This is a genomic window from Streptomyces sp. NPDC047072 (assembly GCF_040643855.1).
Lineage (GTDB): Bacteria > Actinomycetota > Actinomycetes > Streptomycetales > Streptomycetaceae > Streptomyces.
Genome location: NZ_JBEYVC010000019.1, coordinates 45,902 through 69,672, shown reverse-complemented (window position 1 = coordinate 69,672; position 23,771 = coordinate 45,902). Strand labels below are relative to the sequence as shown.

At 71.3% G+C, this 23,771-nt stretch carries 19 protein-coding genes; 12 read left to right on the top strand and 7 right to left on the bottom strand.

Annotation, left to right across the window (positions count from 1 at the left end; translation table 11 throughout):
• Positions 1-18 precede the first annotated feature (18 nt).
• Both ABZ896_RS11540 and ABZ896_RS11535 read left to right on the top strand, forming a co-directional pair.
• On the top strand, positions 19-1,701 hold the full coding sequence (locus tag ABZ896_RS11540; RefSeq protein WP_360925666.1) for a DUF2637 domain-containing protein: 1,683 nt from the start codon (positions 19-21) through the stop codon (positions 1,699-1,701).
• A 110-nt stretch (positions 1,702-1,811) separates the two neighbouring features.
• Positions 1,812-3,113 carry a hypothetical protein gene (locus ABZ896_RS11535; RefSeq protein ID WP_360925664.1) on the top strand — a complete coding sequence of 434 codons (1,302 nt, stop codon included), beginning with the start codon at positions 1,812-1,814 and terminating at the stop codon, positions 3,111-3,113.
• Positions 3,114-3,596: 483 nt separating this feature from the next.
• Here the strand turns inward: ABZ896_RS11535 and ABZ896_RS11530 are convergent, their stop codons facing one another.
• Complete coding sequence (locus tag ABZ896_RS11530; protein WP_360925661.1) at positions 3,597-5,603, bottom strand: hypothetical protein; 2,007 nt, start codon at positions 5,601-5,603, stop codon at positions 3,597-3,599.
• Between the two features lie 360 nt (positions 5,604-5,963).
• Here ABZ896_RS11530 and ABZ896_RS11525 point away from each other — a divergent pair, with 360 nt between their 5' ends.
• Positions 5,964-7,361, top strand: a complete 1,398-nt coding sequence (locus ABZ896_RS11525) for a hypothetical protein (protein WP_360925658.1) — start codon at positions 5,964-5,966, stop codon at positions 7,359-7,361.
• A gap of 108 nt (positions 7,362-7,469) precedes the next feature.
• Here ABZ896_RS11525 and ABZ896_RS11520 read toward each other — a convergent pair whose 3' ends face one another.
• The 4 genes from ABZ896_RS11520 to ABZ896_RS11505 form a co-directional block, all read right to left on the bottom strand.
• Positions 7,470-10,607: an error-prone DNA polymerase gene (locus ABZ896_RS11520; RefSeq protein ID WP_360925655.1), complete on the bottom strand. Its 3,138-nt coding sequence runs from the start codon at positions 10,605-10,607 to the stop codon at positions 7,470-7,472.
• Positions 10,600-12,129 (bottom strand): DNA polymerase Y family protein, encoded by a 1,530-nt coding sequence (locus ABZ896_RS11515; protein WP_360925652.1) that lies wholly within the window; start codon positions 12,127-12,129, stop codon positions 10,600-10,602. Before ABZ896_RS11515 ends, ABZ896_RS11520 begins: the two co-directional genes overlap by 8 nt.
• 8 nt (positions 12,130-12,137) lie before the next feature.
• Positions 12,138-12,821 (bottom strand): hypothetical protein, encoded by a 684-nt coding sequence (locus tag ABZ896_RS11510; RefSeq protein ID WP_360925650.1) that lies wholly within the window; start codon positions 12,819-12,821, stop codon positions 12,138-12,140.
• A gap of 148 nt (positions 12,822-12,969) precedes the next feature.
• A complete protein-coding gene (locus ABZ896_RS11505; RefSeq protein WP_360925647.1) occupies positions 12,970-13,536 on the bottom strand; it encodes a hypothetical protein in 567 nt (188 codons plus the stop codon).
• A 203-nt stretch (positions 13,537-13,739) separates the two neighbouring features.
• Here ABZ896_RS11505 and ABZ896_RS11500 point away from each other — a divergent pair, with 203 nt between their 5' ends.
• The 5 genes from ABZ896_RS11500 to ABZ896_RS11480 all read left to right on the top strand — a co-directional run bounded on the left by ABZ896_RS11500 (position 13,740) and on the right by ABZ896_RS11480 (position 17,755).
• A complete protein-coding gene (locus ABZ896_RS11500; RefSeq protein ID WP_360925645.1) occupies positions 13,740-14,006 on the top strand; it encodes a hypothetical protein in 267 nt (88 codons plus the stop codon).
• Positions 14,007-14,106: 100 nt separating this feature from the next.
• Entirely contained in the window at positions 14,107-15,003 is an 897-nt protein-coding gene (locus ABZ896_RS11495; RefSeq protein ID WP_360925642.1) for a hypothetical protein, read from the top strand.
• 110 nt (positions 15,004-15,113) lie between these two features.
• Positions 15,114-15,404, top strand: coding sequence for a hypothetical protein (locus ABZ896_RS11490; RefSeq protein WP_360925639.1), 291 nt, complete (start codon positions 15,114-15,116; stop codon positions 15,402-15,404).
• Positions 15,405-15,685: 281 nt separating this feature from the next.
• Entirely contained in the window at positions 15,686-16,075 is a 390-nt protein-coding gene (locus ABZ896_RS11485; RefSeq protein WP_360925637.1) for a hypothetical protein, read from the top strand.
• Between the two features lie 390 nt (positions 16,076-16,465).
• Positions 16,466-17,755 carry a HEPN/Toprim-associated domain-containing protein gene (locus ABZ896_RS11480; RefSeq protein ID WP_360925634.1) on the top strand — a complete coding sequence of 430 codons (1,290 nt, stop codon included), beginning with the start codon at positions 16,466-16,468 and terminating at the stop codon, positions 17,753-17,755.
• A 20-nt stretch (positions 17,756-17,775) separates the two neighbouring features.
• On the opposite strand, the gene ABZ896_RS11475 is transcribed toward ABZ896_RS11480, so the two are convergent.
• The gene (locus tag ABZ896_RS11475; protein ID WP_360925631.1) at positions 17,776-18,774 is read right to left on the bottom strand and encodes a Ku protein; all 999 of its coding nucleotides are present in this window, start codon (positions 18,772-18,774) and stop codon (positions 17,776-17,778) included.
• A 25-nt stretch (positions 18,775-18,799) separates the two neighbouring features.
• Entirely contained in the window at positions 18,800-19,696 is an 897-nt protein-coding gene (locus tag ABZ896_RS11470; protein WP_360925629.1) for a hypothetical protein, read from the bottom strand.
• 346 nt (positions 19,697-20,042) lie between these two features.
• Between ABZ896_RS11470 and ABZ896_RS11465 the strand changes: the two genes are divergently transcribed.
• The 4 genes from ABZ896_RS11465 (at position 20,043) to ABZ896_RS11450 (ending at position 23,520) form a co-directional block, all read left to right on the top strand.
• The gene (locus tag ABZ896_RS11465) at positions 20,043-20,936 is read left to right on the top strand and encodes a carbon-nitrogen hydrolase family protein (protein ID WP_360925626.1); all 894 of its coding nucleotides are present in this window, start codon (positions 20,043-20,045) and stop codon (positions 20,934-20,936) included.
• 150 nt (positions 20,937-21,086) lie between these two features.
• Positions 21,087-22,055 carry an ATP-dependent DNA ligase gene (locus ABZ896_RS11460; protein ID WP_360925623.1) on the top strand — a complete coding sequence of 323 codons (969 nt, stop codon included), beginning with the start codon at positions 21,087-21,089 and terminating at the stop codon, positions 22,053-22,055.
• Between the two features lie 125 nt (positions 22,056-22,180).
• The gene (locus tag ABZ896_RS11455; protein ID WP_360925620.1) at positions 22,181-22,912 is read left to right on the top strand and encodes an A24 family peptidase; all 732 of its coding nucleotides are present in this window, start codon (positions 22,181-22,183) and stop codon (positions 22,910-22,912) included.
• A 275-nt stretch (positions 22,913-23,187) separates the two neighbouring features.
• Positions 23,188-23,520, top strand: a complete 333-nt coding sequence (locus ABZ896_RS11450; protein WP_360925617.1) for an SH3 domain-containing protein — start codon at positions 23,188-23,190, stop codon at positions 23,518-23,520.
• Positions 23,521-23,771 lie beyond the last annotated feature (251 nt).

Below are 23,771 nucleotides of genomic sequence, written 5' to 3'. Positions count from 1 at the left end.
CCGGGAGGGAGGCCAGTGATGAACGCCTCCTCGTGGGCGCTGCCCGCCGGCCTGGCCGTGGCGGGGATCGGATCCGTCGTCGCCGTCGGCATGGTGCTGGGCAACCGCCGCCGTGCCCAGGAACAGAACGCGAGTGCCGAGGAACGCGCGCAACTCGCCCACCAGCGCCGCCAGGCGTGGCAGCGCCGCCTGGCCGTGATCGCTCTCGCGATCGGCTGCGTGATGATGTTCGTCCTCGCCGGCATCGCCGCGTGGCTCTCGTTCGGGGCGCAGCGTGACTACGCCCACGCGCACAACGGCGGGGACTGGGACGCGGCCACGGGGTTCGCGCTGCTCCTCGACGCGGGCGCGCTGAGCCTGTCCCTGATCAGGTTCTTCGAGGCCCTCACCCTGCGTTCCTCCGCTATCACGCGGATCCTGCTCCTGGCGTTCGTCAGCGCTTCAGCGGCGATGAACATGTTCGACGCCCCCGAGGCGGGCACCGGGAGCGCCTTCCTCGCGATGGTCCCGCCGCTGGTCTACGCCGTGCTGCTCGAGATGCTGCTCTACAAGGTCGAGCAGGTGATCATGGGCCGGCAGAAGCGCCGCAAGGCTGGCCAGGACCGCGGCTACAGCCTGCTGCTGTGGCTGCCCTGGCCGATCGGCGCACCCGTGAAGATGTGGAAGGCGTGGCGCACGGAGCTGCTCTCCACCGTCAGCAACGTCCGTGTCACCGGCTCCCTGCGTCCGCTTCCGACGGCCGCTGATCCCGCCCTGCCTGCGTCCCCGTCGGCAGGACCCGCCGAGCTGCCCCCGCCGACGGCGGCCAACGGCGCTCCACCCCCGTCGGCCACAGCGGTCGGCACGGGCCAGGCGCCCGTCTCCGTGGCGACCGCCCCGACCGCCGGTCCCCAGCCGGCCGTCGGACAGCGCCCGCCCGCTTCCGTCCCTGCCGCTCCCGCCCCGCCGACACCGACACCGACACCGGCGCCGGTGACTGCGGCGGCCGCCGCGGTGGCTCTTTCGCCGGCGGCGCAAGAGCACGGCGTCCCGTCCCCGGCCGCGGCCGGCAGCGCCGAACGCGCTGCGGATGCCGAACCTGTGCGGGTCGGGCACCGCGCCGAGCCGGACAGCGATTCTGAGCCCGGCGCCGGACCGGCACCCCGCGAAACGCAGGAGGACCCCACCGGGGCACAGGACGACGCGCAGTCCGACGCGGTCGGCGAAGCTCCCGAGGACGAGGGGGACGACGCGCAGGACGGTGCCGCCGGTGAGACCGCGCAGACGGGCCACGACGAGCAGACCGGCGACGAGCCCGAGGCCGAAGAACCCGACACGGAGCACGGGCACGCCTCTTCGGACGGAGGCGACGACGAAGTACGCGACGAGCGCCGTGTCCAGATCGACCTGACCACGCTCCCCAAGGACGAGACCCCGCGCCAGCTCGCCGAACGGATCTACGTCGCCCACCAGGTCGCGGGCCTGCCGCTGAACAGGGCCGACCTGGGCAGATGGGCGGGCTACACGAACCCGCGCTCAGGCGGGAACGAGTACCGGCGACTGGAGAAGGAGTACGGGCCGATCCTGGAACGCAAGGGTGCCGCCTACGTGGATCTGGACTGGTCCAGCCTCGACCAGCACACCCCTGCGGCCGCCTCCTCCAGCGAGCCGGGCGAGGCGGACGAGGACCGCCAACCCGCCGAACAGGCCCAGGCAGCCTGATCCGCGGTCGACATCCGCGGGATGCGCGAAGGCGGTTGCCCAACTCGGGTCGGGTGTCGGACCGGACGGGTAGCCTCGGGGCGGCACGCGGTCGGAGCAGGGGGTAGGGGATGAGCGGCGATTGGCACACGATGATCGCCGAGCTGCGCGCCCAGGGCGATGCGGCACGCGCCGCCGCCCGGCGCGTCGGCGAACTCGACACCGACGCCACCCGCGACGTGCGCAGCACCGCCGTTGCCATCCAGTACACGACCGAGACCGACTACCTCCGCAGCGCCCTCACTCTGCTCCGCGCGCACCTCGACCGCCGGCGCCCTCCTCGACGGCTGCCGATCGCCCGGGTGTGGCCGTTCTTTCGGGACATGTGGAAGGACCATGCGCTCAACCGGCTCGGCGGCGTGTGGCGGGCGGTCCCCGGCAAGGCCGCGCTGGAGCGGATGCGCAGCGCGCCGTCCGAGCCGCTGCTCGACGCGGTGATCGAGCAGGCACAGGCCCTGCAGGCCAGCCACCGCGGACACCGAGAGCGCGCCCGGATGTACGAGTCCTTCATCCCCGCCCCGGACGCCGGCCCGATCGACGAGGCCGTCGGCGTCGGCGGCCTGTCCGCTCCCACGCTGCCCGGCTTCCCCGACCCGGGACATCCCCTCAACCGTGCCTTCCCCCGGGGCCGGGGCCTGCGCGTCCAGCCTGACCGGATAGGCGAGTTCAACCAGCTGATGCGTGACCGGTTCGCGGTACACGAGCGAGCCGCCGCCTTCGGCGACGCGGTCCTAGCCCTGCTCGTCGAGCACCATACGGACGGCGTCGCGCCGCAGGCTGGCCGCGTGCGCGGTGCCGGCCGGTGGGTTGCCCGCGAGCAGGCGCTGGTCCCGTCCCGTCCGACATGGCCGACCAAGCCCAACCTGTTCCAGATCGCGACACTGGCCGGGCTGGCCTGGCTCGTGATGGTGGTCACCGCCCTGCCGCTCACCTTCGGCCTGCGCGCCGACCTTCTGGCATCTCACGGCACCCTGCTGATCCTCTCAGCCGGCGCCATCGCATGCCTCGGCGCCGGGAGCATCTACCGGTTCGGGCCGCAGCTGATCCAGGCCCCGGGCGCCCGCGCCGCGGTACCGGGCGTCGTGGCCGCTCTCGTCGCCTTGTCCGCGGGCCAGCAACAAGGGCCCGTAGCCGACTACTTCTTCGCCGGCCCCTACGACCGCTACGCACGTGAGTACGCCGACGACTGCCTCGCCGCCAGCCCGTACCGTACCGACGCCGTCCAGTCGCGCGTCGAAGACCGGGTGCTCATCGTCACCCCCATCAACGGCGGTACGACGCTGCGCCTGGGTCCCGCCGAGGACGGCGGCATCCACCCGCTGCACGCAGTGGACCGGGCCACCCGGGCGGTACTCGACCGGTACGGGTGCTGACTGGCCCTTCGGCCGAGGACCGCACCGCCCCCGGCTGTCGGTGTGTACTGCCAGACTGAGCGCCAGCGGGCCGGGGGCGGGTCACGACGGATCAAGGGAGCCCATGGTGGAGCAGCGGACGGTCAGTTGGTCGCGCGAGCTGGTTGTGGACGACAGCCTCGCTACCCTGCGGGAGGTGGCCCTCAAGCGTCTCGCGCTGCCCGTCTGTGCCGATGGCCTCGTGGCCGGTAGTCCGGGGAAGACCTCGGTGACCTGGTCAGGTGCCGAAGTCTCCGCAGATGCGGCCCCGGCCGGCCGGGGCCGCACGAACCCTCGCTGATCGGGAGGGCGTACTGCCCGCCGTCACCTGCACGACAGGGCGGGCACCCCGTTTCCGTTCCAGGAATCGCCCTGCTGGCGGTAGGTGCCCCGTGGACGCGGTCTGGCCGTGTCCACGGGTGCTGCTCGTCCCAGCCCAGGCAGCCGGCCGGGACGAGCGGGCGATCAGCTGCGGCCAGAGGCGGCCAGCAGGTCGGTGACGGCCACGGCCAGGCGCGCGCCGGCGGCGGCCTGGGCTCCGTCGGCGACGGCCAGTCCTGCAGTCTGCCGCTGCAGTTCGCCGAGTTCGGGCAGGGTGGGGACGGAGGCGACGCCGCGGGCGCCGCGGTCGCGCAGGATGCTGCCGACCTCGGCGAGTTGCTGAGGGTCGATGTCTCCGTGGACGCGGTTGACCGTGAACAGCAGGCGTGCGGTGGGCAGGTCATGCACGGCCTGGAGGAGGCGGTCGGCGATGTCGGTGCTGGGCTGCGGGATGGCGACGCGTTCGATCAGTTCCGTGTAGGGATCGACAAGGGGTTCGTCGGAGGCGGCCCGGACCGCCCACTGCCGGTGGTGGGCCTGCCACAGGTCGCTGCCCCACCGTGTGATCGCCTCGGCCTCGACCATGGTCAGCACCTCCTGCAGCAGCGCACGGAATTCGTCATGCTCGGGTTCCGTCGCTCGCAGACCGGCCCGGTTGCGGCGCCGGCTGTGCTCGGGCCACGCGGCCGCGATCTGGGGCCACAGCCGCGGGTAGCGCCGTGTCCCCTCGGTGTCGACCGCGGCGAGGAAGTCGGCCCGCCAGCGGTCGAGGTCGGGTTCCTCGTCCTCCGCGGGCAGGTCCTCGATGTCACGGGCGTCCAGTTCCAGCAGTTCGTCCACGACGACCCAGTCGGGCTCCCAGTAGGCGAAGTGGTCGGCGTCCGCCCAGCTCTTCTGGGCAACCCAGTCGGCGAAGACGACATCGAGGAACGTCAGCAGCAGTTGCTCTTCGCTCCGTTCACGGACGGGCCGTCGCTGGAGGTACTGCTGGTCGAGCCAGGCCCACATTCGTACGTGCTCGGGCCGGCGGTCGATGAGCTCGATGTCCGCGATCCAGTGCCGCTGTTGGTAGCGCGTGACCGCCAGGACCAGGTCGGTCTCCCGTGCCAGGTACAGGTGGGGGTGAGAGCCGTTGCCGGTATCGACGATGACCACGTCGGCCTGCGCTCGGGCGCGGTCGACGAGCGCGAGGGCCTCCTCGCGTTCCTCTGGCAGGACGGCGCCGCGCAGGGCGGGAAGTCCGGGTACGAGGTCGCGCCACGATGCGTCACCGGAGCGCCGGTCCGGCCAGGCGAGCGGGGACGCCGGGGAGTTCCCGTCCGCCAGGACGATGACCTGGGTGCCGCCCCGGGCGAGGGCGGCCGCGAGGTGGAGGGCGACGGTGGTGCAGCCGGCAGCGCCGAGGCCTCCGGCCGGGGTGACCGCCACGGTGCCGCGGATCGTGCCAGCCAGGGGTCCGACCGGCCGGGGCAGCAACTGGGCGGGCTTGGGGCCCTCGAGTTCACCAGCGAGCGGTGCCCTGCGGGCCCATTGCGCAGACGTCTGCGGGTCCGCGAGACCGGGGCGGCGCAGGGCCCGGCTCCACAGCTGGGCTTCGCCCGGCGCGAAGGCGTCCACGAGGGTGCTCCAGGCGTTCCGCTCCCCGGCGGCCGGCGCCGTCTGGTCCCAGAGCGGTTCACGGCCGGCCGCTAGTGCTGCGGCGCGGGCCCGCTCGACGTCGGCTCCGGTGGCCCGGACGGTGATGCGCGCGGCCCGGCCCACCAGGCGGACGACCAGGTCCTGGTAGGGGCTGGTGACCGTACGCAGTGCGGGAAGTCCCGCGATACCGTCGTCGGCCCGGGTGGGCAGCAGGTGGAGCAGGAAGGCGGTGAGGTGGTCCGGGTGCGGCCACAGCACGAGGCTTTCCACCCCCGGGGACGCGGCCGCCAGGCAGAAGGGCGCGCCGTTTGGCGTGGGCAGCGGGCCGAGGGCGGGGTGGGGCCGGGCCAGGGTGTGCAGCACGGCGGCCTCGAAGATCTGCTGTTGCGGGTCGTGGGTGTCCGGGACGAGCCCGAAGTGCATGCCGTGCCGGCGGTAGAAGGCGAGTGCAGCCTGGTGCCCCTCGCCCGTGTACCGGCGGCGCAGCTGTACGGCCTGGCGTTCCGTGGACATGATGACGTCCGTCCTGCGGCGCGACTGCCCGGACCGGCGCGCCGACAGACGCAGGGTGAAGTCGTGCGACTGACGTGGCGTTCGCCTCTTCCCGCCGGATCGCATCCGTGGGTCCGGGCCACTCGATGCGGACGGTGGCAGCAGTTCCTGCCGCCGCAAACGATAGCGCGCCAGCGAATGCCACCGTGCCGACAGGGGTCCATGGCGCTCACCCGTCCGCTGCCGGTCACCGTCGCGTGCCGTGGCGCAGGGTAGGCCTCTGAGGCCTTCAGGTCTGTCGCTTCCCGTCGCTCGCCGGAAGATGTCGCTGGCCACCAGGAATCCGGGACGGTGACCTGCGTTCTTCTCTAGCATCGTGATGTGACGGGCGGGACGGATCTGGTAACACTGCGTCGGCTGGTGGGGGACGTCGTTTCGGCGCTCGGTGACGCTTACGGGCACCGCGACATCGCCGAGGTGTGCGAGCGCCTCGGTCTGCCCGCACCGCCCGGCAAGGACGAGGCGTCGAAACGCGAGCGCTTCGAGCAGAGCTTTGCCGCGCTGCCGGAGGACGAGCTGCCGACCGTCGCACGCCGGCTTTTGGACCAGCGGCCGGTGGATGCCGCCACCCGCAACGCGATCCAGGACATCCTCTGGGCCCCTCACAGCGCGCTGGAGATACCCAAGAGGACCCGGCACGAGATCGCCCGGGACCTCGGCATCGAGCACATCGTCCACCGTCCCGACCGGTTCCGGGAGCTGCTGGACCGCCTGTGGGTGCTCGACGATGACCCGTTCAGCGGGTGGCTGTCGAGTCCGGGGCGAGGACTGGGGGCCCGGATCGACCAGCATGTGTTCAACAACCCGGGAGACTGGACCGTCGAGGAACTCTTCGAGCAGCTCGGCGCGTTCGACGCCAGCGATGCACGGTTCATACGGTTCATCGAGGGACTGGTCTGCGCCGACGTCATCCCTGACGAGCACGATCAGCGATGGGTCGTCGACATCGTCAACCCCCATCTCCATGCGATCTCGGCCGAGTTGCGCGAGGTGGGCGACGATGGCGGCTACCCGGTGTTCAACGTCGTGTCGACGCGGTCGGCACGTACCGGGCAGCCGAAGACCCTGATCTTCGCCACGCTGGCCAAGCCCGACATCCGGTTCGGTGACGTCCTCGACAACGACATCGAGATCCTCGGCGATCCGGACGACGTCCTCGCTTACGACCGCCCGATCGGTCCCGACGGCCTTATCTGGCGCGATCTGCTGGCCTGGTGGCAGGCCACCCGCGGTGTTCCCGACGACGCCGAGGCGAAGAGGTCGTTGTACAAGCGGCTCGTGCGCAGTCTGCCTGAGCCCGATATCTCTCCGCCCCAACGGCACCTGTTCGACCTCTATCACGAGATCCACGGTCCCGCTGTGCACAACCTTCCTGCGCTGCTGCCCGAGGTATGGCTGCACTGGGACCCGAAGACCGTCCGCGAACGCGGCCGGGAAGCACTGCTGCGGTTCCGTATGGACTTCCTGCTCCTGCTGCCTCGCGGTCAGCGAGTCGTCCTGGAGGTCGACGGCTCCCAGCACTACTCCCGCAACGGTCAGCCGGACCCCGCCACGTACGCGGCTGGCATGCGGGGCGACCGTGAACTCAAGCTCAGCGGGTACGAGGTGTTCCGGTTCGGCGCCCATGAGCTTCTCGACCGGGATCGTGCACGACCGGGGCTTGAGGAGTTCTTCGCCGCCTTGTTCCAGCGCTTCGAGGTCGGTGCCCGCTCAGGTTGAAGCGCGGACCGCGGCCACTGCCGGGCGACGTGGGGTCGGCGCACTCCTGTCCCTGAGGGTGTTTCCGGCACGACCTGGTCGAATGGGCGGGCGGTGCCCCGGCCGGGCTCATCTTCGGCGTCGGCGGCGGGACGGGGCGGGCACCGTGAGGGGGCGCACGTCGTGGACGACGACGTTGACTACGTCGTAGGCCCGCTCGATGTGCCCGTCGAGGACGACGGCTGCGGCCTCGGTCAGGGTGCGCCGACAGCGCTCCCAGACGGGAGGGGAGAAGATCAGGTTGGTCATGCCGGTCTCGTCCTCCAGGACCCCGAAGGCCACGCCCCGGGCGGTGGGCGGGCGTTGGAGGTACTTCGCCAGTCCGCCGAGACGGACACGCTGCTGGTCGGCCATGCCGCGGACCGCGGTCGCGGTGACGGCTCCGAAGCCGGTGAGACGGGTGCGCACGTGCTGGACGGGATGGATGTCCGCGCTGGCCCTGGTGGTGGCCAAGTCTGCGGCGGTCTGCTCGGCCGGTGTCATCTCGGGGAGGTCGGGCGCCGGCGCGAGCGCGCCGAGCCCGGGGAGGTAGGGCTGCACGCCGCGGGGGAAGACGCCTGCCGTCCACAGGGCGCTGCGGCGGTGCTCGCCGAAGGCGTCGAAGGCGCCGGCCGCGGCCAGCCGTTCCATCAGGCGGGCAGACAACTGGGTGCGGCGGGCGACGTCTTCGAGACCGGCGAAAGGCTGCTCGGCCCGCGCGGCCACGATCGTGCGGGCTGTTTCGGCGCTGAGTCCGGTGACGCTGGTCAGCCCGCGCCGGATCGCGCGCGTGCCGGCGGAGGCGGGGTCGGGCTCCAGGACGGAGTGCACGTCGGAGAGCTGGATGTCGACGCCGCGGACGGCGATGCCGAGCCGTTTGGCCTCCTGGATGAGCGACTGGGAGTCGTAGAAGCCCATGGGCTGGTGGGCCAGTGTGGCTGCCAGCAGGGCGGCGGGAAATCTGAGCTTGATCCAGGCGCTCGCGTAGATGAGGTGCGCCATGCTCTGCGCGTGGGACTGGGGGAAGCCGTAGTCGCTGAAGGCCTCGATCATGCCGACGATCTCCTGCGCGGCCGACGGGGGGATGCCCTTGCGGGCCATGCCCTCCACGAGACGGCCGCGCAGCTGGGCGACTTTCTCCACCGAGTGCTTGGCGGACATGGCCTTGCGTAGCCGGTCGGCCTCTCCGGGGCTGAGGCCGGCGCAGTCGACGGCGAGCATCATGGCCTGCTCCTGCCAGAGGCAGACGCCGAGGGTGGTCTCCAGCGCCCGCCGGGCAAGCGGGTGCGGGTAGGTGACCGGCTCTTCGCCGCGGCGCCGGCGCAGCAGCGGGTTCTTGCTTCCCGCGGCGATGGGGCCCGGCCGGATGATGCTCGCGGCGATCGCGAGATCGTCGAAGGTGCGCGGCTGCAGCAGGGGCAGGGTCGAGACCTGGGCGCGGCTCTCGGCCTGGAAGACCGCCACGGTCTGGCCGGCGGCGACCATGCGGTAGACGTCGGGGTCGTCCTGCGGGATCGACGCCAAGTCCAGCTGCACGCCGTAGTGTTCGTGGATAAGGTCCGCCGCCGTATGCAAGGCGGACAAAATACCCAAACCGAGCAAATCTATTTTGATCATGCGGGCTGCGGCGACATCGTCCTTGTCGCCGCCGAGCACGGAGCGGCCCTCGGCCGTCGCCCACTCGACCGGCATGAATTCCCCGATCGGCTCGCGGGTGAGGACCATGCCGCCGGAGTGCACGCCCAGATGGCGCGGCAGTGTGTGGAGCTGGGCGGCGAGCTCGCGGACGTCGGCGGGCACGCCGGCGTCGGGCCCGGGCGGTTCGTGGTGAAGGTGCCGGGTCATCTCCCGGATCCGCCCCGCCGGGTACCCCAGGCACCGGGCGGCGTCGGTCACCGCCAGTTTGGGCTGGTAGCTGATCACGTTGGCCACCTGCGCGCTGTGCTGCCGGCCGTAGCGGTTGAAGACGTACTGGATGACCTCCTCGCGCCGGCCGGCTTCGAAGTCGATGTCGATGTCGGGCGGGCTGCCGCGCTCCATGGAAAGGAAGCGTTCGAACAGGAGGCCTCCGTGCCGCAGGACGTCGACGGAGGTGATGCGCAGGACGTAGCAGACGAGCGAGCTGGCGGCCGAGCCGCGGCCCTGGCACCAGATGCCGCGGCCGATGGCGAACTGGCAGATGTCGTGGACGATCAAGAAGTAGCCGGCCATGCCCAGCTGGGCGATGACGGACAGCTCGTGATCCAGTTGCCGCCAGGCGCGGGCGGCGGCCGGGTCCTCGCGCTCGCCGTAGCGGGCGGCGCAGGCCCGCTCGGCCAGGTAGCGCAGCCACCCGTCCTCGTCGTACCCAGCCGGCGTGGGGAAGCCGGGCAGTTCGGGCCGCAGCTCGTCGAGGTCGACCACCAGGGAGCGGCCCAGCTCGAGGGTCGTCTCCAGCACGCCCGGGTAGCGGGCGAGCCACTGGGCCATCTCCGTGTGGCTGCGCAGATGCGCGGTCGGCGCCGGCATCAGGTGGCCCGCGGCGTGATCCAGGGTCTCGCGCCGGCGCAGGGCGGCGACGGCCTGGGCAAGGCGGGCCTGGCGCGGCGCGGCGTAGTGGACGGCGCCGGTCGCGATCACGGGGATGCCGATGCGATGCGCCGCCACGGCCATGGCGTCGTTGGCCACCGAGTCCTCGGGAAGATGGTGGTGGACCAGCTCGGCGTGCACGCCGGGGCCGAACACCTCGACGAGGCGCTCCAGCCGGCGGGCGACGGCCGCCACGTCCCGCCGTTCGGCTCCGGGGGCGGGGCAGCCCGGCAGTACCGCCCACTGGCCGACGGCCGCCGCCTCGCTGAACGAGGCGAGGTCGTAGCGGGGAGCGCCTTTCCGGCCGGCCAGCTGGGCGGCGCTGATCACCGCCGACAGGCGGCGAAAACCTGCCAGGCCGCGGGCGAGAAGCACCGGTGATCCCAACTCGGGATCGTTCAGCGTCAGTTCGGCGCCGAAGACGGTGCCGATCCCCGCCTCTTTCGCGGCTTCTGTCAGCCGCCGCGCGGCATACAGCCCGTCCCGGTCGGTGAGGGCGAGGACCGAGATCCCGAGCCGGGCGGCCTCGTCGACGAGTTCGTGGGGCTGCGCGCAGCCCTGGAGGAAACTGAAGGCCGAGTGGACATGGAGTTCGGCCCACGCCCGCTCGACGACGTCGTGTTCCGCCTGTGGGTCCGGGAAGCGGAGGACCTCACCCATAGTTGGCCTCCGCCCACCAGCGGCCCTGCTCGATCACCATCAGCCACGCCCGGCCGTCGGCAGCCGTGACCTGCATCCGCGCGACCCGACGGCCGCCGTCGCGGTCCCACCACCGCTCCAGCACGGGCCACGGCCCGGCCCACCCCGTGACCGCCGCCCGGCCGTACCCGTCCACCGCGACCTGGGCGGGAGCGGCCGACAGGGCCAGGCGCCCGGAGACGGCCACCGGGCGGCCGCCGGCGTCGACGAGCTCGGCGCGCACCTGCTGGGGGAACGTCGCCGCCGGGTACGGAGCCGGCAGCCGCCCCGGCCACGGCCCGTCCGGATCCCGGCGTGTGTCGGCGACGTCGCCGAACGGCACGAGGCGGACCCGTTCCGCCGGCGCGCGCCCGCCGACGGTCTCCATGCTCACCACCGCCTGGTGCCCGAGGATCGCCTGCACCCGGGCCGCGGCCCGTTCGATCTCCTCGGAGGTATGGGCTGCCCCGAACAGTGCGGTCTGGCGGCCGGCGTCCTGGCTGAGCTGCTCGGGCCGCAGGGTCAGCGCGGCGATGCCCCGCTCCGGACCGCCGCCGTTGCCCAGCACGCCGGCCTCGGTCCAGGCCTGCAGGACACCGCGGACCCGCTCGGTGACCGCGAGCGAGGACAATCGGCCCTCGTGGCGGTAGACGCGCGCCAGACGGCGGCCGTCGGCGAGGTCGACGACCGCCTCGAGCCGGGCCGACACCGCACCGGCCGCCGCCAGCCGGTCGTGGAACCGGTCCGCGAGCGCCTTGGCCGCGAAAGCCGCCGCCTCCAGCCGTTCCTCCGCCGGTTCGAACCGGTGCGTCACCGCGAAGTCGTCACCGCCGCTGCGGACGGTGAGCGGGCGCGGCTCCTCGCCGCGGGCCGTGCGGTGCGCAGCGAGGCCCGCGGTACCGAAGCGGGCCGACACCCGGTCGGCCGGCAGCCGCGCGTAGTCGCCGACCGTACGGATCCCCAGCCGGTCCAGCAGCTCCGCCAGCTGCCGGACCCCCAGCACGCCGACCGGATACGGCGCCAGCCACGCCGCGTCCCCGCCGGCCTGGACGATCTCTCCCCGGCGGGCCGCGAGCGCGGCGGTGAACACCGCGTCCGCGATACCCGCCCGGGCCGGCAGACCCAGCTCCGCGACGGCGGCGACCAGACGCTCGAGAAGACGTTGTTCGCCGCCCCAGTAACGGGCCGGTCCCCGAGCCGGGGCGGCGAGCAGCCCGGGACGGATCACCTCCAGGCGGGGCATCACCGTGGCCTCCAGATGGGCGGCCACCCGTTCGAAGGACCGCACCTCGGCCACGAGGTCACGCTCGACGACCCGCAGCTGCGGCGAGCATGCCTGCGCGCTGCGCAGCCGCATCCGCCGCCGCACGCCGTCGGCCCGTGCGGCGGCCGAGCAGGCCACCACCATGTCGCGGTCGACGACGGCGACCGGCTCGGAGGCGGTGCCGCCGCACGCGATGACGGGGAAGTCGGGCGACCAGGCCACGACGGTTCTGTCTGCCACGGGCGGGGTCACCCCACCAGGTGCATGGCCGCGCGTCGGCCGCGGACCGGGGATTCCTTGGCCGTGGTGTCCGGCCGGCGATCGTGCAGATCGTGCAGGGGTGCGATCCGGCCGTCCGGGCCGGGCAGCCACATGTCGGCATGACGGGCAGCCCCTGCCGCACCGCGACCGGCGGCCTCGACCGTCACCCTCCGCCCGCGCAGCAGGCCGTGCCCCTGGCCGACGCCGTCCCAGGAGGCGGCCACCACCCGCAGACGGACCTCCGCGCCCTCCCACCGGTCCGCCGCGAGGAGAACCGACCCGCTCCGCCGCAGCACGGCGCCCAGCCGGCGGGCCACCTGATCACTCACCGGCCCCAGCGCACCGACCAGGACGACCGGGACCGCTTCGAGCGTGATGGCCAGAACCTGCCCCCACCGAGGGCCGGGCTCGTCGATACGCATGCCGCGGGCCAGCTCCAGGCCGGCGGCCTCGGCGGCCAGCATGCCCAGCTGCGGCAACCCCACGGCCGCCCAGCCAGCCGTGCCCTGGGCGGCCTGCGCGGCGAGCGCCAGGAGCAGCGGCATGTCCCCGCCGACACTGGCCGCCGTCCCCGGCCGCAGACGGCCCTGCGGCAGCACGGTGCTCAGCGGCGATCTCGAGGTCTCACCGGTGCCGTGCTCACGTCTGTCGTCCATCACCGATGCGCCCATACCCACGATAATCGAACTTGCGTGCGACTATTACAAGCCGATCATCTCGGATGCCATCCGGTTGTGGCTGGGCGGCTGTCCTGGTCATCGGAGTTTGGCCTTGTGCCACCTGACTTTGGGCCGGGTCCCAGCCTGCAAGTGAGCAGCGTCAACGCATTCGCCGAGGTCGCTCGAGCGCCGCTTCGGTCAGCGCGGCAACCTCGTCCATGAGCCGTCGAGAGGACGTCTGCCGCACCACCGCGTCGACTGACGGCGACAACCAGTTCGCGCCCGGCAGATGAGGAGGCGGCGGGAGGCGCACGACGTCGTCGTGCGGAACAAGCAGGGCCGACAACGAAAGCCCCCTCTGCGCGAGCAGCATGCGCGCCTCCACATCGGCCAGGAAGCAGAAGAACTGCAGTGACGCCGCGATGTGGGTCGGCCCCACCTTGGTGACCTGCACCATTGCTGCTCTCATGTCGGAGGCGGACCGGTTCCAGTCTTCGCGAACCCCTTCGCCGGGCCAGGTGCCGTCCGCCGTGCGGATGGAGTTGATCAGTTCCACCGTGTTCAGCATGGCCAGAATGGCTTGCTGGTAGGCCGTGTGCGCTCGTTCGTACTTCCGATCCCTGTCGCGCGCTCGTCGGGCAAGGACGGCGGTGAGGACTACGCCTGGAATGCCTCCGATGAGGCCACCACCGAGGGCGGTCCACAGGCTCATCACTTCAGGGCTCATAGCTGGACAGCCTGGAGCAGCCGAGACCGTCTGAAGGGAGGAATCCCAGGATCCACCGGCTGGAGGGGCCGAGACGTTCGCCGCCGCGCCCGCGGTGCCCTCGCAGCGCAGGACCTGCAAGGACGCCAGGACGTCGTGCCACCGGACGGACCTGTGCTCTCCCCCTACCGGGCGGGTCTGCCAGCGGCGTACCGTCACGAGGTATGACCAGCGGCAACCGGCAACGACGCGACGGCTCCCCCAAGAGGGTCCAGCTGACCAGCGGTGATCATGGCGGCCCCAAGGACAAGAAGCGCAAGCGGCCGCGCGTCACGCAGCCGGACCGCGGGCAGAGGAAAGCCGCCGCCAGCCGGGCGTGGAAGGACCTGTTCGACCGACTCGGCGAAGTGAAGCAGCGGGAGCAGGCCCGCCAGCGGGCCAGCCGCGGCGCACTCGGGACGCACGGCGACATCAACCCCGAAGCGAGATGAACGGCGGCGGGCAGGCGCGGCAGGCTGATGTTCGTCGTGGCCGAGGTCCTGCCCCGAAAATTCGCAGCGCCATCGTCGCGGGGGTGGACACACTGACCGGATGACCGACGACTGGCAGCGGGGCTATCCGATCGACCTGCGGACCCCGCAGCAACGGGAGAAAGCGTTCAAGGACCATGTCTCGCCCGACTTCGAGCAGGTGGTGGGCCGAGTCCTGGCGCGTTTCACCGGCGCTCGCGTGTACCTCCAGGACGACAACAAGAAGCAGAAGATGCCCGACGTCCGGATCGACTACGGCGACGGCCGCACCGGGTACGCCGAGATCTGGATGGCCCTGGATCGCCACCATGCCGAAGTCGCCGGGGTCCTCAGCCGACACCCGGACCTGGCCGCGCCGCACCTCGCCCGGAATTGGACCGTCAATGTCACCGGCGGCTTCCGCTTGAAACAGGAAGGCACGAGGTACACCGAGTGGCTCCCTGATCTCCTGGCCCGCTTCGAGACGGCCGGCCACCTCTACGAGTACGTCCCGCGCCCCGACAACCTCTCGGTTCACCCCGGCGATCTCGCCGACGAGGCGCGGGCCATGGGCATCCGCGGCCTCTCGTCCCGCCCGGCCGACGACGGCGACGGCGGGAGGGTCCAGTTCATCCTGTGGGAGATCGGAGGCCCGGCCGACGTGACGTGGGCGCCGTTCCACGACTGGCTCGACGACCACCTCAACGCCGATTCCGCACACATGCGAGGCAACAAGGACAAACTCGCCCGTGCCGGCGGCAACGAGCGCCACGCCGTTGTCGGAGTGACGATGACCAGCCCCTGGGCGGCCTTCCACGCCCTCCATTTCGATGCCGACACCTTGCCGCCGCTCCCGCCGAAACTCCCCGAAGAGTTCACGCACCTCTGGCTGATCGGCGCCCAGGCATCCGACCGCTGCCTCGCCTGGTACCCGGATCGAGGATGGTTCGAGCCGCACCGGGAGTGGGCGACAGACTGACGCCCGTCACGTGATGCGCTCGGCGCACCACCACGGTTCGTCAGCAGGCCAAGGCCGTCCCGTCACCGGGCACTGCCCGCCTCGTTGGGACCTGTGTGACAACCACGGCAATGACCGACGCACTCGAACGCGACGCCTACGCGCTCCTGTCGGCCTTCGACGACGGCAACTGGCGCCCGACCGAAGCCGAGTTCGAGCTCTCCGGGACCCTGGCCCGGACGCACTGGAGCGGCTCCGCGTTCAGGACCGCGCTGCGAGACATCCCCGCACCGGTCCGGGCCGGCCGACTCATCGAGGTCCTCGATCCGGCGACACCGGTCCTCGAGTTGACCGACACCTCGGCCGCGCAGCCGGCCCTGCTCGCGCTGCGTCGGCTGATCGACGCCCTCGCCACCGCCTAGATGATCTAGTCCAAGGGGACGAGGCTAAGGCCGGTGAACGCGAGACCCTCCTCGGCCTCCTGGCAGCCGAATGCGAGCTTCTGCGAGAGCGCCCCGACAGACTCTCATCGGCGATAAGAACTACTTCGGCCATGGTTTCGAACGCGAACTGTCCGAGCATGGAGTCCAGTTGCATAGAGTGCTTTCGCGAGAGCGCCCGCGCGGGTCATCACGAAACGATCTTGGACACCCTCGTTCCGTCTCCGGGGGCGCCCTTTGGACCACGCCACCAGGAGGAACCCGTGTCGTACCCGCAGCTGCTCACCCCCGCGGAGAAGCTCGCCGACGCGAAGAGGCTATTGAGCCTCCCGCGTATCGTCGTGATCTGCGGATCCACCCGTTTCATGACCGAGATGAACGAGGCCGATCTGCGGGAGACCAAGGCCGGAAGGATTGTCGTCAAACCGGGCTTTGACATGAAGTCGCCGCACGAACTTTGGTCCGATCCTGTCGAGGCCGAGGCGCTGAAGGTTCGACTCGGCGATCTGCACCGGGCGATGATCCGGCTCGCTGATGAGGTGCTCGTGGTCGGCGACTACATCGGGGACAGCACCCGGGCCGAAATCGCCTACGCCCGGTCGCTGGGCAAGCCCGTGCGGTTCACGCACCCCGAAGTCGACCCTGACGCCTGACAGCCCGCTGCCGCCTCGACAACCAGGGCCAGCAGCCCGCCGCCTGACCGTCTCGCGGTGGCTTCGGCCGCCGTCCGCTCCACACCCTCTGCAGACATCTCTTGGAATTGATCTTCTAGGCGCCCATCCGCAGGTCCTCGCCAACCAGGGCCAGCGGGTGGCTGATTGACCGGCTGCCGACAACGGGGAGGGACATGCTGGCCGCCACGGCGTAAGCACTTGGGTAGCGGGCACCCCAGTGTGCTTGACCATGGTGCTGGTCAGCGGGTTCGGCATAGGCCGTTGCGTCCCGGTCTACGGCACGCTACTTCGAGACCTGGGCCGGAGTCTGCCCAACGCCTACTGGAAAAGCAGGCCGCACCGCGCCTCAGGCGATGGGATCCTGCGGGGATGGGGCATCACTCCTTCCTGGTCGTCGGCGAAGGCCAATTCCTCTACACCCGCGATCACTACAACGAGGAACTGGCAGCGCTCTTCACCGAGAGCGACCGTGAGCTGGTAGTCGCCGACGCTGACGACGACTCGCGAGATGACGACTGGGACGGGAAGGAGATCACGTTCGGTTACTACAGCACCGCGAGGGCTCTGCGGCAGCGCCTGAGCATGCAGGGCTTCACCTCGCATCGCGCTCTCACCGAGCTGGCGGAGGGCGTCGAGCGATGGCGGAAGACCTACGACGATCAGAGCGGGCTCCGCGAACAGGAAGCCCGGGGCGAGCAGGTGTACCAGGCCCTCGCCCGGCCCCCACGCGGGCCCGCCGAACTGCTCGCGGCCATCAGCGAGACGATCGGACCGCACCGGCCACAGACGTCGTTCGCTACCGGGCGGGAGTACGTCTCGTACCTGATGGAATTGAGCGAGACCGCCGCAGATGTTGAAGAGCTGCGCTGGTTCGTCGAGGACCGCAGCCTCGTACGACTGCTCGTCGACCAGGCCCCGGATCACATGCGGGTCGGGCTGGACGTGAGTGGGCTGACCGGATGCTGCGTCGGCCTGGACACGGACCAGCCCATCGCCGGCCCGACTCGTGAGCGGCAGCTCGCGGCCCTGCCCGACAACGCCCCGCTGATCGTGCTCACGGAGGGAAGCACCGACTCCAGGGTTCTCACCGAGGCGATGCACGTCACCCACCCGCACCTCGTCGACTTCGTCCGCATCATCGACTACACAGGCACGGAATCAAAGCCCCAGGGCAGCGTCGGCGCGCTCGCGAACATGGTGAACGCGTTCATCGCGGCAGGGGTAGCCCACCGTTTCGTGGCCATCGCCGACAACGACGCCGGCGGGCACGCGGCGTTCGCCAAGCTGAAGAAACAGAAGCTGCCGGCAGGATGTCGGGTGCTGCATTACCCGGACCTTCCCCTGCTGGCCCGCTACCCCACCTTCGAAGTGGCATCCTCCGCCGTAACGCTGACCGACGTGAACGGTGCCGCCGGCTCCCTGGAGATGTACCTCGGCAGGGACGTCCTGACGATCGACGGCGTGCTGGCGCCGGTCCACATGGGTGACTTCATCGGCGCCGTGCAGCGCCGCCAGGGGGCGCTGTCGCCTTCGCACAAGGTCCTGGTGCTGAAGGCGTTCGAGAAAAAGGTGAAGGCTGCTCGGTCGGGGCAGCGTGACACGGGCGACTGGAGTGGTGTGCACGCCATCTTCGAGAAGATCGTCCACGCCTTTGACTGAGGGGATGCAGGAGCGGCTCGTCAGGAGGCCGCCTTCGCGACGGACCGGATGAGCTGTTCCCGGTTCATCTTGGACCGGCCCGCGATGTCCAGGCTGGTGGCCTGCTGATACAGCTCGCCCTTGGTCAGCTGCTCGAGCCGCGCTGCTGCCGCGCCTGGCGTCTTCTTCCGTCTGTCGTTTTTCGGCTTGCCGGGCGCGGGCCGCCGGGTGCGGGCTGGGGCGGCGGAGGTGCGCTTGTGGCCCTTGGACTGTTCGACGCTGCGCTGGAGGGCCTCCATAAGGTCGATGACCTCAGTGGCCTCGGGCGCGGCCTGTTCGGTGACGATCTCCTTGCCCTTGGCCTTCGCGTCGACCAGTTCCTTCACTCGTTCCTCGTGCGTGTCGTGGTAGTCCTTGGGGTTCCAGTCGGTGGTGAGGGCGCCGATCAGCTGTCGGGCGGTCTCCAGTTCCTTGCCCTGGGCACTCCCGTGCCGGGGCAGTGCCTCCAGCTCCTGGCCGGGGTCTCGGACCTCGTCGGCCCAGTGCAGCGTGTGCAGGACGAGCACCCGGTCCTGCGCCCGCAGGGCCAGGAGGTACTGCTTGCCGCGCATCACGAAGGTGGCGATGCCGGTCTTGTTCTCCTTCTCCAGTGCGGTGCGCAGCAGCTCGTAGATCTTGGTGTACTCCTTGCCCTTGGGGGCGAGGTAGTAGGTGCGGTCGAAGTAGACGGGCTGGACGTCGTCGAGGTCGACGAAGCCGGTGATCTCGACGACCTGGGACCTGCCCGGGGCGATCTCGTCCAGTTCGTCCGGTTCGACGATCACATAGTCGCCGCCGCCCAGGTCGTAGCCCTTGACGATGTCGTCGTAGTCGACTTCCTTGCCCGTCCGCTCGTTCACCCGCTGGTAGCGGACACGGTCGGAGGTGCCGCGCTGCAGCTGGTGGAAGCGGACCGTGTGGTCTTGCGTCGCGGTGAACAGCTGTACGGGAAGGGTGACCAGGCCGAAGGTCAGCACCCCGCTCCAGATCGGTCGCGCCATCGCTCATCCCTGGCCTTTCTCCATGTCACACCGGGTGGTGCACCCGGTCGGCGAGCTTGCGGGCGTGGGCGGCCGCGTCCTCGGCCCGGCGGCGGGCCTCGCGCACGGCCCGGTCGGCGGCCTGTGTCTTGTCGCCGGCCTTCCGGGCGGTCTGCCGGGCTTGCTCCTGTGCGCGTTGGGCGTCCTCCAGCTGCCGGGACAGATCGGTGACCTGCTGCTCGGCCTGCTGCTGTTCTCCTTCCGCCCGGCGCTGCGATTCCTGAGCCGCGGCCAGTTCGCCTTCCCGTTCGTGCAGCTGCCCCTCGGCATCCGCGGCCTGCTGCCGGGCCCGCTCCAGGCGCTCCTGCTGTTCACGGCGCCGCTCGCGAACGGAATCCAGGTCGGCCACCTCACCCGGGGACCGGGCGGCGCGCCGGGCAGCGGGGGCCGAATCAGGCTGTTGGGAGGTGGCGGGGAAACCGACCGGGGCGCTCAGCGGCTTGGTCAGGCGTCCCCTGGCCCATTGTTCGGCCGCCGCGGGGTCGGCGAGCACCGCGTGCAGGGTGTTCTGGACTTCCTGCCGGACGTCGTCGCTGATGCGCTGCCCGGCCTGGGCCGCCAGCTCGCCGGCCTGACGGGCCAGGGCGAAGGTGAGCCGGTGCTGCTGGGCCGACAGCTCCCGCAGCTGTTCGCCGTCCATGTCCCGGTGCGCCGTGCGGAGCGCCTCGCCGAGCTGCAGCAGCCGCTCGGCTTCTTCCGGCCGTTCCCGTGCCAGCAGGTTGCCGGCCCACGCCGCCAGGGCAGGACGGCGCAGCCGGCGGATCTGTTCGGCCAGCTCACGGTTCCCGGCGGCGCGGGCGTCCTTCGCACGCTGATCGCGGGCCGCCGTGAAGTCACCCGGCGGCAGTGCGTACAGCTCATCGGCGACAGCGTCCAGATCCACCCTTCCCACCTGCCCACAATGGAAATTGTGTCACTATATGAGACGTTTTGCGCCTGTTCCTCACGCTCCACCACCCGAGCTCGCAGGGGAACCCTGCTGGGCGGTAGCCGCCCGCTTCCGGCGGTGCCCATCCGTGCCCGGGGCGCGCGACAGCCACGTATTCGGTCTTCTGGTCGAGGGCCATGCCCGTCCGCCGGCCGTGCCTTCGGCGGCGTGACCGCCGTACACCCTCGGTCGCTCGCCCTTCCGTGCCCAGGGTGACGCCGGACGCCGAGGTCGCGGCGGGCCCTCATGGCGGTGTCCGGGATCGGACCCTGTGACCGGGCAGGTGCCCTATCGTGCCCCGATGAGTAGGACATTACGGCTGGCCGTCGCGCAGAGCACGGTCCCGGAAGACCCCACCGACTCGCAGAACCTGCGGGCGAGCGGGAATGAGATCCGCCGGCTGATGCGCCAGGCGAGTACCGCCGGCGCGCGGCTGGTTCAGTTCCCGGAAGGCGCGATCACCTATCCCAGCAAGCACGTTCTCTCGTCCGGTCCGCACGGAACACTCGCCGCCTCGGACTGGAACCGGGTCGTCTGGGACGTCGTACGCGCCGAAGCACAGTCCATCGCCGATCTGGCGGGTGACCTCGGCCTGTGGGTGGCGTTCGGCGCACCGCATCCCCTGACGCCCCCGCACCGCCCGCACAACAGCCTGTACATCGTTTCGGACGAAGGGCGGCTCGTCGACCGCTACGACAAGCGGTACCTGTCGAACACCGAGGTCTCGTACATGTACACCCCCGGCACCACGCCTCTCGTCTTCGAGGTCGACGGCATCCGTTTCGGCGCCGCGCTGTGCATCGAGGTCAACTTCCCGGAGGTCTTCCAGGAGTACGAGCAGCTGGATGTGGACTGCCTGCTGGTCTCCGTGATGGTCGACGACGCCGCGCGGGCGGTCGTCGCGCAGGCGTACGCGACCCTCTACAGCTACTGGGTGGGCTATTCCGTGCCCGCTCAGTTCGGGGCGAGCGCCCCCGCCACGATCATCGCGCCCGGGGGACGACGGCTTGAGAGCTGTCCCGCTGACAGTCGGCCCGGCCTCGCGATCGCCGACATCGACCTGGACACGCAGGACTCCGACATCGATGTGGCCCGTCGCCTGGCCCGGCCGTGGCGTCGCCTGGCGCGCGGGGGCCTGTACGACGGCCACGTGGTCGTGGGGGACGGCAGAAGCGACACACGCACCGAATTCTGACGCGACGCGACCGGAAGCCCCGCAACCCCACCGTGGGCCGCTACGTCCGGCCGGCGCCCTGCCGCACCGGCGGGCGGGCGGTGCCCGGGGCAGGGCCTGGACATCGGGCTGGGAGAGCGAGAAGCGACGGGATCGCGTAGGAGTGAGAGGGTGCGCCTGTCCCCGCCCCTGGAGCCGATGCTGGCCCGCTCCGTCACCGCGCTGCCCCCGGCGGGCGGGCGGACGGCGCTGTTCGAGCCCAAGGTGGACGGGTACCGGACCATCGTCTTCGCCCGGCCGACGCCCCACCTCCAGTCCCGGCGCGGCGCCGACCTGACCGGAGCGTTCCCGGAGCTCGCCCGCGCCGCGGCCGCGCTCGGCACCGAAGCGGTCTTCGACGCCGAACTGGTGGTGGAGAACGCCGGCCGGCTCGACTTCGCGGCGCTTCAGCAACGGGCCCGCCGCCGGGGGGCCGCCGCAGAACACGCCGCCCGGGCGCAGCCGGCCCAACTGGTCGTGTTCGACCTCCTGGAGGTGGCCGACGCCCTCCTGATACAGGAACCCCTGCGCCGGCGCAGGGCCGCGCTCGAGGAACTCTTCGCGGCCCGCCGGCTGCCGGTGTCGTGGACACTGTGCCCGCAGACCGCCGACCCGGACGCCGCCCGTGCCTGGCTGGCCCCGGCCTGGGGGACTGTCGGGGTGGAAGGAGTGATGATCAAGGATCCGGGCGCGGCGTATGAACCGGGCCAGCGCGGGTGGTCGAAGCTGAAAGCCCGGACGACGACAGAGGCGATCATCGGTGCGGTCACCGGCACCCCGCGCTCGCCCACCAGCCTCCTTCTCGGCCGCCTCGATGCCGCGGGATGTCTCGCCATGATCGCCCGCTCCACGCTGCTGCCGCGCGCCGCGGCGGCCGAGCTGGGCGCCGTCCTGCGCCCGGCGGGGCCGGAGCACCCCTGGCAGGGACGCCGGTTCTCCGCCGGATGGGGCACTTCCGAGCCGCTGGTGTTCCAGACCGTCGTGCCCGAGCTCGTCGCCGAAGTCGTGGCCGACACCGCGGTGGACCGGGGACGCTACCGGCATCCGGTCCGCTACCTGCGCCTTCGCGGCGACATGGCCCCCGGCGACGTCCGCGGGTGAACAACACCCGGCGCCGCGAGCGGGAACGCCGATCCGTCGCTGATCGCCTCGCCGGACGCCGAGTAGGGTCGAAGCCGACGGACCACGCGAGGTGAGTCCGGGCCGCATCCAAGGAGTCCGCCCACGTGTCCGCCCTCAGCGTCGCCTTGGCCGGGGTCCTCGGCGCGCTCGCAGGCGCCGCGGCCCGACCGCTGGTGTTCGCCCGGTCGGTCCCCGCGCCCGCCTCCTTCCGTACGTCGTGCCCGCACTGCGAAACCGTCTTCCTCGGCCGTCCCTCCTCCCGGCGGCTGTCCCTGCTGCCGGCGTCGGGGCGCTGTCCGGCGTGCCGGGAGCATGTCGGGCCTCCCGTGCTCTCGGTGGAAGCGGCGACGGCCGTCGCGTTCGCCGCAGTGGCCGCGGGCGGTGCAGCTGGCTGGTACGCCGCCGCACAGTTCTGGCTCGCAGCGTGCGGCGTCGCCCTCGCCTTGATCGACCTGGCCGTCCAGCGTCTTCCCGACGTCCTCACCCTGCCCGCCTGCGCCGGAACTCTGCTGCTGCTCACGGCGGCCGCCCTCGCCGGCGAACCGGGAAGTCTCGGCCGCGCGGCAGCCTGTGCCGCAACCGTCACCGCCGTATTCCTCCTCCTGGCGCTGTTCGCCGGAATGGGCCTGGGCGACGTGAAGCTCGCACCGGCGACCGGCGCGCTGCTGGGCTGGCACAGCTGGACGAGCCTGTGGTGGGGCACCGTCGCGGGCTTCCTCCTCGGCGCCGTCTGCGCGGCCGCGCTGCTGGCCGCCGGCCGCGACCGCCGCGCGCAGCTCGCCTTCGGCCCGTTCCTCGTCATCGGCGCCCTCGCTGTCTCCGTCGCGGCCGGCTGAACACACCCCAGATACCGGAGAGCGCATTTCCGGCAATGACGCCTCCTGAGATTCCGCTTTCTGAAAGAAGAATTCAGGAAGGGCACCTCACGGAAGAAACTGGACCTGGCACCTCTGATCTTCCGGGCAGAAGATCGACTCTGAACAGAAGCAGACCACTGAAAGTCCTGCCTCGTGTTCCTCGCCCCAACACCGTCGCCAATTCACGGCGCTGCGGACCGGCCTGTGACAGGGCGGGGTGAGTGAAGTCGGCAGACGACACCAGGAAGAGATACATGAGCACCCTCACCCGCCGCGTCACCACCGTGGCCTCCGCCGGCGCACTGCTCCTCGGCGGCGCCGTCGCCACGGCGTCCACTGCCAGCGCGACGACGACCTCCAAGGCCTGCACGCATGCGGCGAAGCTGAACACCTACGTCGACGCGACGGTCAAGTTCCGCACCGGTCCCGGCGGCACGGCCAAGGGCCAGCTGGCGAAGAACACCCGCATCTACTACGCCTGCTACAAGGGCAACTGGGGCTACGTAAAAGCCCTTTCCGGCGTCCACAAGAACGAGACCGGCTGGGTGTCGCGCGACTACATCCCCATCCCCATGCAGCTCGACTGAGCCCTCCACCCGCCAGCCCAGACCGAAGGCCGGGCTCGCGCAACAGCGCACGGCCGCCTTCCCCCAGCTCCCGGCCGTCACCCCGTACGGCACGGGACGACGCCACGGCGGCCCGGCCCTTCTGACACCGGGCCGCCGTGAGCGGCGTCACCCACAGCGCCGGTTCACGCCGCTCGCGCCGCCCTTCCCCGGGCGCCTCCTCGGCTGACCCGCGCCGGCAGTCGGCCCATGCCAGGCCGGCTCTCCTCACC

Coding starts and splice junctions, on each gene's coding strand:
- ABZ896_RS11540 (WP_360925666.1), top strand. CDS start 19: ATGAACGCCTCCTCGTGGGCGCTGCCCGCCGGCCTGGCCGTGGCGGGG.
- ABZ896_RS11535 (WP_360925664.1), top strand. CDS start 1,812: ATGAGCGGCGATTGGCACACGATGATCGCCGAGCTGCGCGCCCAGGGC.
- ABZ896_RS11530 (WP_360925661.1), bottom strand. CDS start 5,603: ATGTCCACGGAACGCCAGGCCGTACAGCTGCGCCGCCGGTACACGGGC.
- ABZ896_RS11520 (WP_360925655.1), bottom strand. CDS start 10,607: ATGGGTGAGGTCCTCCGCTTCCCGGACCCACAGGCGGAACACGACGTC.
- ABZ896_RS11510 (WP_360925650.1), bottom strand. CDS start 12,821: ATGGGCGCATCGGTGATGGACGACAGACGTGAGCACGGCACCGGTGAG.
- ABZ896_RS11505 (WP_360925647.1), bottom strand. CDS start 13,536: ATGAGCCCTGAAGTGATGAGCCTGTGGACCGCCCTCGGTGGTGGCCTC.
- ABZ896_RS11500 (WP_360925645.1), top strand. CDS start 13,740: ATGACCAGCGGCAACCGGCAACGACGCGACGGCTCCCCCAAGAGGGTC.
- ABZ896_RS11495 (WP_360925642.1), top strand. CDS start 14,107: ATGACCGACGACTGGCAGCGGGGCTATCCGATCGACCTGCGGACCCCG.
- ABZ896_RS11490 (WP_360925639.1), top strand. CDS start 15,114: ATGACCGACGCACTCGAACGCGACGCCTACGCGCTCCTGTCGGCCTTC.
- ABZ896_RS11480 (WP_360925634.1), top strand. CDS start 16,466: ATGGGGCATCACTCCTTCCTGGTCGTCGGCGAAGGCCAATTCCTCTAC.
- ABZ896_RS11475 (WP_360925631.1), bottom strand. CDS start 18,774: ATGGCGCGACCGATCTGGAGCGGGGTGCTGACCTTCGGCCTGGTCACC.
- ABZ896_RS11465 (WP_360925626.1), top strand. CDS start 20,043: ATGAGTAGGACATTACGGCTGGCCGTCGCGCAGAGCACGGTCCCGGAA.
- ABZ896_RS11450 (WP_360925617.1), top strand. CDS start 23,188: ATGAGCACCCTCACCCGCCGCGTCACCACCGTGGCCTCCGCCGGCGCA.